Source organism: Methyloceanibacter sp. (assembly GCF_049590335.1).
Lineage (GTDB): Bacteria > Pseudomonadota > Alphaproteobacteria > Rhizobiales > Methyloligellaceae > Methyloceanibacter.
The window spans coordinates 1-11,515 of record NZ_JBAWCQ010000176.1; the positions used below are offsets into that span (position 1 = coordinate 1).

The window sequence follows — 11,515 nt, forward strand, 5'->3', positions numbered from 1 at the left end:
GGATTGTCCAGCGCGAGCGCTGCATCGCCGCCGCCAAAAAGCGCCGCCTCGTCCTTCGGTATGAACGACCAAGTAACGGCCTCGACGAGACCACGCGCAGCCAGGAGCCGGCGCACGGCGCGCGCCTTCTTCTGCGCGGGCGTCAGAACGGGCTTCGCGACCCCCGATAAGTGCGGCAGTGGCGTCGCCGGAATGCGATCGACACCCGTCAGGCGCACGACTTCTTCCACGAGGTCCGCCGGGATCGAAAGGTCGGGACGCCAGGATGGCGGCGCGGCTTTCCGCACATGTCCGTCGCCTTCCAGTGCGATGCCCAGGGCCTTGAGAATTCGCTGAATCTCGCGGTCGGACAGCGACAGCCCGCTCAGGCGGCCGATCAGCCGCATATCGAAACGGAATGGCGTGTTGGCTTTGGGCGCGCGACCGGCCACCGTGACGGTGCTGGCTTCGCCGCCGCACATCTCAAGCACCATCGAGGTAGCCTGATCGATGCCGGACTGTTCGGATTGCGGATCGATGCCACGCTCGAAGCGAAACCGCGCATCGGAAATGATGTTCAGGGTACGGCCCGTCCGCGCCGTGCGCTTCGGGTCGAAATAGGCCGACTCGATGAAGACATTGACCGTCTCCTCGGTACAGCTCGTCTCCTCGCCGCCCATCACACCGCCAAGGCCGAGCACAGCCCTGTCGTCGGCGATGACACACATCTCTTCGTCGATCATGTATGTCTTGCCGTCGAGCGCGTTGAAGCTCTCGCCGGACTTGCCGAGGCGTGCTCGGATCGCGCCGGTCAGCTTGTCTGCGTCATAGACATGCAGAGGACGCGCGCGATCGAAGGAGATGTAGTTAGTGATATCGGCCAGCGCATTGATTGGGCGGAGCCCAATTGCCTTCAGCCGTGCCTGCAGCCAGTCCGGGCTCGGCCCGTTCTTGACCCCGCGCATGAGGCGGCCTGCGAAGACCGGGCAGGCGTCCTTCGTCTCGGTGTCGAACTCCAGCTTGACCGGAACAGGATTGTCGAAGCTGCCTTTGACAGGCTCGATCGTGTCTTTCTTGAGCTTGCCGAGGCCCGCCGCGGCGAGATCGCGGGCGATGCCGCGCACGCTAAGGCAATCGGGCCGGTTCGGCGTGATGGCGATGTCGAACACCACGTCGTCGAGGCCGAGCGCTGTTGCGGCCGAACTGCCCACGCGCGCTTTCGCAGACAGCTCGATAATGCCTGTATGTTCGTCGGAAAGTTCAAGCTCGCGCTCGGAGACCATCATGCCGCTCGATTCGACGCCGCGGATCTTGGCCTTGGTCAGGGTGAAATCGATGCCCGGCACGTAGGTGCCGACCGAGGCGAACACGCCTTTCATGCCGATATGCGCATTGGGCGCCCCGCAGACGACCTGAAGGGTCTCCTTGCCCGTGTTGACCTGCAGCACCTGGAGCTTGTCCGCATCCGGATGCTTCTCGGCTGAGACCACTTCGGCCACGCGAAAATTCTCCAGCGCCTTGGTCGGATCGGCGACCTCTTCGATTTCGAGCCCGATCAGGGTGAGCGTGTCGGCGATCTCGTTCACTGAGGCGTCCGTGTCGAGATGCTCCTTCAGCCAGGACAGGGTGAACTTCATTGTCTAGCTCAGCCCCCCGGCAAGGGTCGGTACAGAGAGTGCAGGAAAGCCGTAATGCTTCAGCCAGCGCAAATCGCCCGCGAAGAACGCACGCAAGTCCGGCATCCCGTATTTCAGCATGGTCAGGCGGTCGATGCCGACGCCGAAAGCGAAGCCTTGATACTTCTTGGGGTCGAGATTGACGGCCTTCAGCACGTTGGGATGGACCATGCCGCAGCCCAAAATCTCCAGCCACTGGTCGCCCTCGCCGATGCGGATTTCATCGTCGACTTTGGCGTAGCCGATATCGACCTCCATCGAGGGCTCGGTGAAGGGGAAGTGGCTCGCGCGGAACCGCATCTTCACCTCCGGCACCTCGAAGAACGCCTGGCAGAATTCTTCCAAGACCCATTTAAGGTGGCCGAGATGGGTCTCCTCGTCGATCACCAGCCCCTCGACCTGGTGGAACATGGGTGTATGGGTCTGATCGGAATCACAGCGATAAACGCGGCCTGGGGCAATGAACCGCAAAGGTGGCGTGTTCGAGAGCATCGTGCGGATCTGCACGGGGCTCGTATGGGTGCGCAGCACGGGACGCGTTCCGTCCGGGCCCTCGGCGAAATAGAACGTGTCATGATCCTGCCGCGCCGGATGCTCGGGCGGGATATTCAGCGCCGTGAAATTGTTGAAGTCCGTCTCGATGTCCGGCCCCTCGGCAATCGAGAAGCCCAAATCGGCGAAGATCTCGGTGATCTCGTCGGTGACCTGGCTGACAGGGTGCACGCGCCCCTCGGCCAGCGGTCCTTCACGCACCGGCAGGGTCACGTCGGCCCGCTCGCTTGCAAGCCTCGCCGCCGTGGCCTCCCGAGCCAGCGTTTCGCGCCTTGCTTCGAGTGCGTCCGCGACCGCGACTTTCACGGCGTTGACCGCCTGGCCGAAATCGCGGCGCTCTTCCGGTGGCATGAAGCCCAGCCGCTGTATCAGGGCCGACACGCGGCCCTTCTTACCGAGCGCGCCCACGCGCACCTCTTCGAGGCTCGTCAGATCGGATGCGGTCGCGATCGCCTCAACCAGTTCGGCCTTGAGGGTGTCGAGCTCGGACGCGCTCATCGGTCAGACGCGTTCATGGGTCGTGCTCCTTGCCGGGACGTGGGCGCTAAGCCCGGGCGGCAGTGGCGGCTTCGACCAACCCTTGAAAGGTTTCCGGCTCGCGCACGGCGATATCGGCCAGAACCTTGCGGTCCAACTCGATCCCGGCCTTCTTCAGGCCGTCGATAAGCTGGCCATAGGTCGTGCCATGAACGCGCGCGGCGGCGTTGATGCGCTGGATCCACAGAGCGCGGAAGGTGCGCTTTTTTACCTTGCGGTCGCGATAGGCGTATTGACCGGCCTTCTCCACGGCCTGTTTGGCGACGCGGATGGTGTTCTTACGGCGTCCGTAATAGCCCTTGGCCTGCTTGAGGACCTTGCTGTGACGGGCATGGGCGGTGACGCCACGTTTTACACGGGACATTTGCGGTGCTCCTTAAAGGGTCGTCTCGCCTCGCCTATCGGGCGTAGGGGAGAAAATTCTTCTTCACGATCTTTGCGTCTTCGTCGGCGAGAACCATCATTCCCCGGGCATTCCGGATGAACTTGTTGGTCCGCTTGATCATGCCGTGACGCTTACCGGCGGCGAGGCACTTGACCTTGCCGTTGGCCGTGACCTTGAATCGCTTCTTGGCACCGCTCTTCGTCTTGAGCTTGGGCATTTGGCTTCCTTCTTTGGCTGGCTCCGGCGCTTGCCGGGCCTGCGTTCTTGAACAATTTTCGTACAAAATGCTGGAAAGCATGAGAACCGCCACGGCATGCCCTGCCGGGCGGCTCCTTGAACGGCGCGTTATAGAGGGAATTGCGCCCCGAGCGCAAGCACTGTGCGTGCGGCCGGGGCCTGCTCCTTAACGCGGCGCGAGCACCATAACCATCTGGCGCCCTTCCAGCCGGGGTTCGGACTCCACTTTTGCGATCTCGATGGTGTCGTCCTTGACCTTGTTGAGCAATTGGGCGCCTAGGTCCTGGTGGGCCATTTCACGGCCGCGGAAGCGCAACGTCACCTTGACCTTGTCGCCTTCCTCGAAGAACCGGTTCATGGACCGCATCTTCACGTCGTAATCGTGCGTGTCGATGTTGGGCCGCATCTTGATCTCTTTGATCTCGACGGTGCGCTGCTTCTTGCGCGCCTCGGCGGCTTTTTTCTGAGCTTGATATTTGTACTTGCCGTAATCCAGGATCTTGCAGACCGGCGGGTTTGTGTTGGGCGAAATCTCGACTAGATCGAGCCCCGCCTCGCTAGCGCGCGCGAGCGCGTCTTCGATCTCTACGACGCCGACATTTTCGCCGGATACGTCAATGAGCTGGATTTCAGGAGTGTCTATGCCCTCGTTGGTGCGGGGGCCGCCCCGGTTGGGGGCCAACTTCATGGGCCGTCTTGCGATGTCTAAGTCTCCTTCAGAGTTGGCGCGCCCTCGCCGCGGCGAGGCACGGGGCGCAATAGTAAAACAAAATTAGAAGCGGAAGTTCTACAAGAAGGCGGCAATACCTGACAAGTCACGCCTGAATTAGCTTTCGGATCAAGGCGCAGCCGGGGGCACCTCGGGCGCTTCTGCGCGGTAGACGTTCACCGCGAGCGCGATATAAAGCGCGGCGAGACCCGTCAACGCCATCAGCCATCCCTGCCACATGCCCCAGGCGAATGCGATAAGCGCCACGAAGGCCGCAGCCTGGGCCAGCGCGAATCGCTGGGTCTTTGGCGGAAGGCGGCCGAGCGACCATAGGACGGCGGAGCCTGTCACCATGAAGAGGATGACCCCGACGGCACCGAGCTCGTACCAGGTCTGCAGAAAGGCGTTATGCGCGTGCGCCCCGGCGCGCCAACCGAATCCTTCCGTCTTCAACCTCTTTCTCCACTGCATTTTCCGATTGTCTGGCGACTGATCGATTTTCCGGGTCGACGACGCCCCGACTCCGAGCACCGGAGCGGCAGCGACCTGCTCGGCCGTGTAGGCCCAAAGGGTCACACGGGCCTGTGCCGACAGAGGAAGCCTCTCGGACCGGTGGAGGTCGGCCTTGTAAGCGGCGGTCGCCAGCGGGACGACGAGCGCAAAAGCAAGACACCAGACGAGACAGAGTGCCTTCCGCGTCACGTTCGGCCAAGGGATGGCGCACGCAAAGACGATAAGGCTCGCGACCAGACCGACCTTCGAGGATTCGTGATTCGACAGCAAGGTGCCGGCGGACGCCGCGACCAGAAGCACTCCGGCAGCGAGACAGCCGCGCCGGCCGCCAAGCCGTGTCACCATACAAAGCAGCGTCGGCCAGAGCGCCAAGAGCATGATGGCGACCATGGCGTTCAACTCGCCCGGAGCGATCCGTACGATCTCTCCATTGCGGACTACAAACCCCTTGAGACTGTTGGGCTGGGTGAAGGGAAGGACGTGATAGAGCGTCAGGGTCGCTAGCCGTCCGGTGGCGGCCTCGAACAGGATGAATGCGACCCCCGCGCCGATGGCGGCTAGGAAGGCGGTGGCTGCCATGCGCAGTGACCGTTCGGGCCAACGGGCCAGCGCGCGAGTCGCGCCGTAGGTCATCAAAACGATCAGGACGAACCAGGCCGCCTTGGTGAACGCGCGTTCCGGATCGAGAGACCAGGTGGCGTTGAGGAAGAGATAGGCAGCCGTTGCGCTGAACAACGCCAGGGTCACATCGATCCGAAACAGGGCTTTCAGATCGCCCCCGCGCGCAAGCGTCAGGCCGGCGCAGACGAGAAAAAGCAAGATGAGAACGGCGACCGTGGTTTTCGGGACCAGCAGAGCTACGAGTGGGCCAAGGAAGAACAGCGTGCGGATAATCGCGGGCTCTCGCCGGAGTGCGAGTTTGGCAAGTTTCCGCATCGAGATTCCGGTGTGGTGTCTCGGGCCCAGGCCCCAAGTGCTACAGGATCGAGTGACTCAGTCCGGATGCCCTAGCACCTCGCAGGCCGACTCGCAAAGACCTGTCACGGCACGTTACATCCCATCTGGCATGCCGTCGGAAATGTCAGTTTCGGTATCAGGGCCGTTCGAAGGCTTGGCTTGAGCCTAAGCGAGAGTCGCTCGATCTTGCTGCGGAAGAGAGAGTCCGGCATCGAAGTGTCCCCAGCGCCGTTGCAACCGGCGAGCAATCTGGTGCACGAAGCGAACCGCCTCGTTGCTGAGGAAGCTGGAGGCACCGCTGTCGAGAGCAACCGGGCGCACGGCACCGGTCTCGTGCCCCGCCTCGCGCCAGGTCTCCCACAATCTTAGGTCGACTCTGTTTTCCGCCTCGATGTTTTCGACAATCTGACGGGGCAACAGATCCAGCGTCAGCGGGGTCCATCCCGCGCCGCGGGCCAAGTCGGCGAGCGCGTTGTGGGGCCTTGCATTGGCAGAAATGCCAAGCCGGTCGGCAAGCACGGATAGCAGGTCTTCACATAGCGTGTAGTCGCCGACGAACCAGAACATCGATAGAAACGCATTCGCCAAATCGTATTTTTCCTGATCGGAGAGACTGGCGATCTGCATCCAGCTCAACTCGAGAAAATTGTTGAGGATGTAGTGCGTGATGAAATTGCGCCGCATCGCCCCATAGGCCACGTCAATGCCATAGGGATACAGACCCTCGTTGACGTAGCGGGTCATGCGGTAGTTGTAATACGACACGAAATGGCTCGCGGGATCGCGCAGCAGCATGCTGCGTTTGATCAACCGGTCCTGAAACAATGAATCAAGCGAGATGCCCAGGTGGTGACCGCTCACCACGCGCGTGGCATCCGTGAATGGGGGGCGCGAGGAGTCATAGCGGGTCACAAACCGGCCCAAGCCCCTACGCTTAAGCAAGCGATGATAGGCAGGCGCCGGCAGCGCGCTCGCCAAGTGCCGGTCGATCGTACGGCCAGCGCATTTGGGCACATGATAGATGAAATGGAGCGGCGGCGTATCCGTGCCGCGCACCGAAAGTGCTCGTGTCTGCATGTCTGTCGAAAAACTTTGAAACATAGTTAGTAGACTGGCACCACCATACTTAACATTCTGTTTAAGACCTTGGTTCCCCGTGAGAATGCCCGATCGGCGCCAGCGAGAACCGCATGCATATTGATTGCAGGATGTCGCGGCAGAAGCCGGGCAAAAAGGGGGCAAAGCCCCTTGGGACTTCCACACAAAATTTTGAACGATTAGAACGAATTAAATGAGCGGAACGAGTTGGCGAGTTCCGTACACAAAAGTTCGTCGTAAACGGCAAGTGTCGCCCGCTGCATCTCGCGCAAAGCAAAGTGTTCTCGTACATGGGACCGCGCACGCCGCCCAATTCCCGCCAGCCTCTGAGGTGACACGGTCAACGCATCGCCCAGGCAATCGGCCAGCGCCACTGAATTGGCGGCCGGGACAACCCATCCCGTGAAGCTGTCGCCGGCGACCTGGGGCACCACGTTCTCGCTCGCCGCTCCCACATCGGTGACAATGACGGGACACGCGGCCGCCTGAGACTCGATGCTGGTGCGTCCAAATGTCTCTGCGCGAGTCGAAGCGACCACAGCGATGTCTGCCAACGTGAACGCTGCGGGAATGTCGTCGCAATGTCCCACGAGGCGCACGATGCCGGTGAGACCCGCCGCGGCAATCTCTGCATCGAGTTCGGCGCGATAGTCCTCGCGTCCTTGTGTGTCGCCGGCGAAGATGAAGACTGCGTGGCCGAGGAGTCCTCGCGCCTTCAGCAGGCCTGCCGCCTCGATCGTATGGAGGTGCCCCTTCCAGCGCGTCAGCCGCGCAGCCTGCAAGACAACCCGCTGACCTGGCGCGATGCCCCAGGCCTCGCGCAGCCGCGCGATGCGCTCCGGCGAGATCGTGACTGGATCGAAGGCCGACACATCGAAGCCGCGATGGATGACCTGCAGATGCTCCGGCGGCACCGGGTAGCGGCTGCGCACGAGCCCGGCCGTGAACCGGGAATTTGCGATCACCCGGTCGCCGCGGGCCATCACGCTGTTGTAGAGCTTCTTTAAACGGCTCCGTCCGCTATAGGCGCCGTGATAGGTTGTCACGAAAGGCCGATGGGTACGGCGCGCCGCGAGATACGCGCTCCAGGCCGGCGCGCGGCTGCGGGCATGCAGCAGCATCACATTGCGTTCTTCGACAAGCTTCGCCAGACGCCGTGCATTGGCGAAAATCGTCACGGGGTTCTTGCTGGCCACCGGGAGCTCGATGATCTCGCCGCCGGCCGTCTCAAGCGCGGTTGCCAACCGCCCCCCTTCGGTGGCAACCAGTGCCTTCGCACCGGCTTGGGTGAGCGCCTCGGTGATCTCGACGGTCGATTGCTCGCTGCCCCCGGTTTCAAGCCGTGGCACGACCTGCAATATGGTCACGTCCGACATTAAGTCGTCTTACCTTCATCAAGCCAACGCACGGACACCTCATTCGATGGATCAGCAAGAACCACATTTTCTGGAAATTGGCCAAGGTGTTCGTCGCCGCCGCATCGCCTATCGGTTCGATGCGGGAGCCTCAGTGGAGAGTCCGGCGATCGTCTGGCTGTCCGGCTTTCTGTCCGACATGACCAGCGCCAAGGTTGGGTATTTGAGCGACTGGGCCGCGGCCAACGGCTACTCTATGCTGCGTTTCGATTATTCGGGGCATGGCCTGTCCGGCGGCGATATCGAACAGGCTTCCGTCGGCGATTGGCTCGAAGAAGCTAAAACCATGCTGACGCTTGTGGGGCAGAGGCCCATCGTGCTCGTGGGCTCTTCGCTCGGGGGGTGGATATCGCTGCTCTTGGCCCGCGCGCTGGCGCAAAGCGGCGGCACCCGGCTCAAGGGGCTTGTTCTCATCGCGCCAGCCTGGGACATGACGGAAAAGCTGATGTGGGAGAAAATGTCGGCGGATGCGCGGAACGCCGTCGTTAGCGAGGGCGTCTTTTTCGCCCCGTCCGACTATGACGACCCCTATCCCATCACCAAGATTCTCATCGAAGAGGGGCGGAACCATCTTCTGGCGGACGGGGAGATTACGGTGAATGTGCCGGTGCGCATCCTGCAAGGCATGCGCGACGAAGACGTGCCCTGGGAGCACGCCCGCGCGCTGGTCGACCTTCTCGCCACGGACGATGTGGACCTCACGCTGGTCAAGGCCGCCGGGCATCGCCTGTCGGAACCGGCGGACCTTGAGCGTCTGTCGCGCACGATCGCGGCGCTGCTCGATCCCATATCGCCGCCGGGGTAGAGACTTAAGGTTTGAGCGCCGCCAGGCCTTCGCGAAAAGTCGGATAACGCAGGTTGACGCCAAGCTCGGACTTGATGCGCGCGTTGCCGATTTTGCGGCTGCCTTCGTAGAAGCTGCGCACCATGGGCGGCAGGTCCGCCTGTTCGAAATCGATCTCGGGCGGCGGCTCGACCCCGATCATCCCGGCGGCAAGGGCCACCACGTCGCCCGGCGCCGCCGGCTCGTCGTCGGCGACATTGTAGATCGCGCCGGCGCGGGGGCTCGCGATCGAGGCATCCAGCACCGTCGCGATATCGTCGACGTGAATACGGCTGAAGACCTGGCCTTGCTTGTTGATGCGCCGGGCCGTGCCCGCCGCGAGCTTGTCGAACACGCTGCGTCCGGGGCCATAGATTCCGGCAAGGCGAAAAATGTGTACCGGCACGCCGGTTCGTGCGCCGAAATCGAGCCAGGCCTGTTCGGCCGCGACCCGCGCTTCGGTACGCGCGCTGTTGGGTCTGGGCGGCGTTTCCTCAGCCACCCAGCGCCCTTGCTGGTCGCCATATACGCCGACCGTCGACAAATATCCTATCCATTCCAGGCTGCCGAGCTTCGTCAGTGCTTCGCCATAGTGAGTCAGCACGTGATCGCCGTGGCCGTCGTCGTGGCTGTCCGGCGGGATCGAGTGCAGCAAATGCGTCGTGCCCCCCAACAGCCGGTCGATATCCCCGTGAGGCGCCTGACCCGAGAACAGTGCGGCCTCGTATCCGCTCTTACGCAAAGCCTCCCGTTTGGACCCGTCCCGAGCCGTGCCTGCGACCGTCCAGCCGCGCGCGGTCAGGCGCGGCGCGAGCGCCTGCGCGGAGTAGCCGAATCCAAAGGCGAACAGCCGGCTCATGGTGCGCTCACGCGAGCACCCGCCTGCCATTCGGCGCGCACCTGCGGGTCCGTTTCGCCTCCGAGCCGCGTTGGCCGCAGCACCACGGACAGGTCCGGGTCGAGGCGTTGAATCGCCCACGCCGCCATGGCGCGCACGAGCGGAGAGGCATCGTCGATCAGCGCCTCGACGTGACGGACGAGGGATACGTCGTTTGCATTACCGGCGGCAATCAGCGCATTGCGCACGAAACGGTCGCGCCCGGCCCGTTTGATCGGCGTGCCGCGAAAGCGGGCGCGAAACGCCGCATCGTCCAGCCCGAGAATCTCGGCAAGGGGCGGATCGTCCGTCTGCGTCCGGACTGCCAGTTTTGCCTCTTGGCTGTCCTTGGCGAATTTGTTCCAGGGGCAGACGGCCAGGCAGTCGTCGCAGCCATATATGCGATTGCCCATCGCTTCGCGGAATTTGGGCGCGATATGTCCTTTGTGCTCGATAGTGAGGTAGGAGATGCAGCGGCGCGCATCGATCTCATACGGTGCGGTGAAAGCGTTGGTGGGACACGCATCGAGACAGCTGCGGCAGGCGCCGCAATGATCGGTCTCCGGTGCATCGGGCTCGAGGTCGACGGTTGTGAAGATCGAGCCCAGGAACAGCCAGGAACCGAACTCGCGCGAGACGAGATTGGTGTGCTTGCCCTGCCAGCCGAGACCGGCCTTCGCCGCCAGAGGCTTCTCCATCACGGGGGCGGTGTCCACGAACACCTTCACGTCCCCGCCCGCGAGCGCCAGGACCTGTCCGGCCAGTTGCTTGAGCTTGCCCTTGATGACGTCGTGATAGTCGGCGCGCTTGGCGTAGATTGAGACGGTCCCGTGCGCGGCATTCTGAAGTGCCGCGAATGGGTCCTTCGGCCCTCCATAGTTCATCCCGAGCAGAATGATGCTGCGCGCGTCGGGCCAGAGAGCGCGCGGACTCTTGCGCCGTTCGGCCGTGTCCCTGAGCCAGCCCATGTCGCCCTCGCGCTCGTCGGCGAGAAACGCATCGAGCGCGGCGCCCATCGCATCGGGACCATCGGCGGTCGTGATCCGCATGGCATCGAAGCCCAGCGCCTCGGCGCGTTCGGCGATCCGCGCTTTCAGAGATCGCGCCATCACGGGAGAAGCTCCGCCGGCGGCGTGCCGCATCGGCACCCGGAGATCGGGACGAGACTCAGAAATCGAGATCGGCATAGGTGCCCGCCGGTATGAATCCCGCGACCCGGTCCTGCAGCAGGGGACGGAATGACGGCCGGGACTTCACCAGCGCGTACCAATGTTTGACAGCTTCGTGCTCTTCCCACGGCACCTCGCCGAGATAATCCAGCGCCGACAGATGTGCCGCCGCCGCCAAGTCTGCAAAACTTAGAGCATCGCCTGCGAGCCAGCTGCGCGTCTCCGTCAAATGACCAATATAGGCCATATGATAACGCAAATTGTTATGGCCCGCTCGCATCGCCTCCATATCGGGAGACGTGCTCTGCGGTCCGAACCGCCGGAAAACCTTCTCGACGACGAGGTAATCCGTGACCTCGTCGTGGAATTTGTCGTGGAACCACTCGACCAGCCGCCGGGCCTCGGCGCGGGCGGCTGGATCGCCGGGAAAGGGCTGAAAACCCTGGAGGGGCCGCTCGTCCAATGTATCGGACAGCCATTCCGAGATGGCGTAAGAGCCCGCGATCGGCCCCTCGTCGTCAGGAAGAAGGACTGGCAGCGTCCCGGCCGGATTGAGTGCCAGGAATTCGGGCCGCCACTCCCAAGGCT

12 protein-coding genes are annotated in these 11,515 nt (G+C 62.9%); 1 reads left to right on the plus strand and 11 read right to left on the minus strand.

The features are described from left to right. The 8 genes from pheT to WBQ77_RS12695 form a co-directional block, all read right to left on the minus strand. A partial coding sequence (gene pheT / locus WBQ77_RS12660; RefSeq protein ID WP_424060510.1) for a phenylalanine--tRNA ligase subunit beta occupies positions 1-1,616 on the minus strand: 1,616 nt, incomplete at its 3' end. A gap of 3 nt (positions 1,617-1,619) precedes the next feature. Continuing rightward, a complete protein-coding gene (pheS, locus tag WBQ77_RS12665; RefSeq protein WP_424044803.1) occupies positions 1,620-2,705 on the minus strand; it encodes a phenylalanine--tRNA ligase subunit alpha in 1,086 nt (361 codons plus the stop codon). Between the two features lie 46 nt (positions 2,706-2,751). After that, positions 2,752-3,108: a 50S ribosomal protein L20 gene (gene rplT, locus WBQ77_RS12670; RefSeq protein ID WP_424044804.1), complete on the minus strand. Its 357-nt coding sequence runs from the start codon at positions 3,106-3,108 to the stop codon at positions 2,752-2,754. Between the two features lie 34 nt (positions 3,109-3,142). Continuing rightward, entirely contained in the window at positions 3,143-3,346 is a 204-nt protein-coding gene (gene rpmI, locus WBQ77_RS12675; protein WP_424044805.1) for a 50S ribosomal protein L35, read from the minus strand. A 186-nt stretch (positions 3,347-3,532) separates the two neighbouring features. After that, the gene (gene infC, locus WBQ77_RS12680; RefSeq protein ID WP_424044807.1) at positions 3,533-4,054 is read right to left on the minus strand and encodes a translation initiation factor IF-3; all 522 of its coding nucleotides are present in this window, start codon (positions 4,052-4,054) and stop codon (positions 3,533-3,535) included. A 150-nt stretch (positions 4,055-4,204) separates the two neighbouring features. Continuing rightward, the gene (locus WBQ77_RS12685; protein WP_424060511.1) at positions 4,205-5,524 is read right to left on the minus strand and encodes an O-antigen ligase family protein; all 1,320 of its coding nucleotides are present in this window, start codon (positions 5,522-5,524) and stop codon (positions 4,205-4,207) included. A gap of 186 nt (positions 5,525-5,710) precedes the next feature. Then, positions 5,711-6,622: a hypothetical protein gene (locus tag WBQ77_RS12690; RefSeq protein ID WP_424060512.1), complete on the minus strand. Its 912-nt coding sequence runs from the start codon at positions 6,620-6,622 to the stop codon at positions 5,711-5,713. A gap of 200 nt (positions 6,623-6,822) precedes the next feature. Next, positions 6,823-8,019, minus strand: a complete 1,197-nt coding sequence (locus WBQ77_RS12695) for a glycosyltransferase family 4 protein (RefSeq protein WP_424060513.1) — start codon at positions 8,017-8,019, stop codon at positions 6,823-6,825. A 46-nt stretch (positions 8,020-8,065) separates the two neighbouring features. Between WBQ77_RS12695 and WBQ77_RS12700 the strand changes: the two genes are divergently transcribed. After that, positions 8,066-8,863 (plus strand): alpha/beta hydrolase, encoded by a 798-nt coding sequence (locus tag WBQ77_RS12700; RefSeq protein WP_424045398.1) that lies wholly within the window; start codon positions 8,066-8,068, stop codon positions 8,861-8,863. 4 nt (positions 8,864-8,867) lie between these two features. Here the strand turns inward: WBQ77_RS12700 and WBQ77_RS12705 are convergent, their stop codons facing one another. The 3 genes from WBQ77_RS12705 to WBQ77_RS12715 form a co-directional block, all read right to left on the minus strand. Continuing rightward, entirely contained in the window at positions 8,868-9,740 is an 873-nt protein-coding gene (locus WBQ77_RS12705) for an SDR family oxidoreductase (protein WP_424045397.1), read from the minus strand. Continuing rightward, complete coding sequence (gene queG, locus WBQ77_RS12710; RefSeq protein WP_424060515.1) at positions 9,737-10,867, minus strand: tRNA epoxyqueuosine(34) reductase QueG; 1,131 nt, start codon at positions 10,865-10,867, stop codon at positions 9,737-9,739. Before queG ends, WBQ77_RS12705 begins: the two co-directional genes overlap by 4 nt. 58 nt (positions 10,868-10,925) lie before the next feature. Beyond that, on the minus strand, positions 10,926-11,515 hold a 590-nt coding region (locus WBQ77_RS12715; RefSeq protein ID WP_424060514.1), incomplete at its 5' end, for a glutathione S-transferase family protein.

Excerpts from the sequence above, each read along its gene's own strand:
- pheS (WP_424044803.1), bottom strand. The coding sequence starts at position 2,705 with ATGAGCGCGTCCGAGCTCGACACCCTCAAGGCCGAACTGGTTGAGGCG.
- rplT (WP_424044804.1), bottom strand. The coding sequence starts at position 3,108 with ATGTCCCGTGTAAAACGTGGCGTCACCGCCCATGCCCGTCACAGCAAG.
- rpmI (WP_424044805.1), bottom strand. The coding sequence starts at position 3,346 with ATGCCCAAGCTCAAGACGAAGAGCGGTGCCAAGAAGCGATTCAAGGTC.
- infC (WP_424044807.1), bottom strand. The coding sequence starts at position 4,054 with ATGAAGTTGGCCCCCAACCGGGGCGGCCCCCGCACCAACGAGGGCATA.
- WBQ77_RS12685 (WP_424060511.1), bottom strand. The coding sequence starts at position 5,524 with ATGCGGAAACTTGCCAAACTCGCACTCCGGCGAGAGCCCGCGATTATC.
- WBQ77_RS12690 (WP_424060512.1), bottom strand. The coding sequence starts at position 6,622 with ATGCAGACACGAGCACTTTCGGTGCGCGGCACGGATACGCCGCCGCTC.
- WBQ77_RS12695 (WP_424060513.1), bottom strand. The coding sequence starts at position 8,019 with ATGTCGGACGTGACCATATTGCAGGTCGTGCCACGGCTTGAAACCGGG.
- WBQ77_RS12700 (WP_424045398.1), top strand. The coding sequence starts at position 8,066 with ATGGATCAGCAAGAACCACATTTTCTGGAAATTGGCCAAGGTGTTCGT.
- WBQ77_RS12705 (WP_424045397.1), bottom strand. The coding sequence starts at position 9,740 with ATGAGCCGGCTGTTCGCCTTTGGATTCGGCTACTCCGCGCAGGCGCTC.
- queG (WP_424060515.1), bottom strand. The coding sequence starts at position 10,867 with ATGGCGCGATCTCTGAAAGCGCGGATCGCCGAACGCGCCGAGGCGCTG.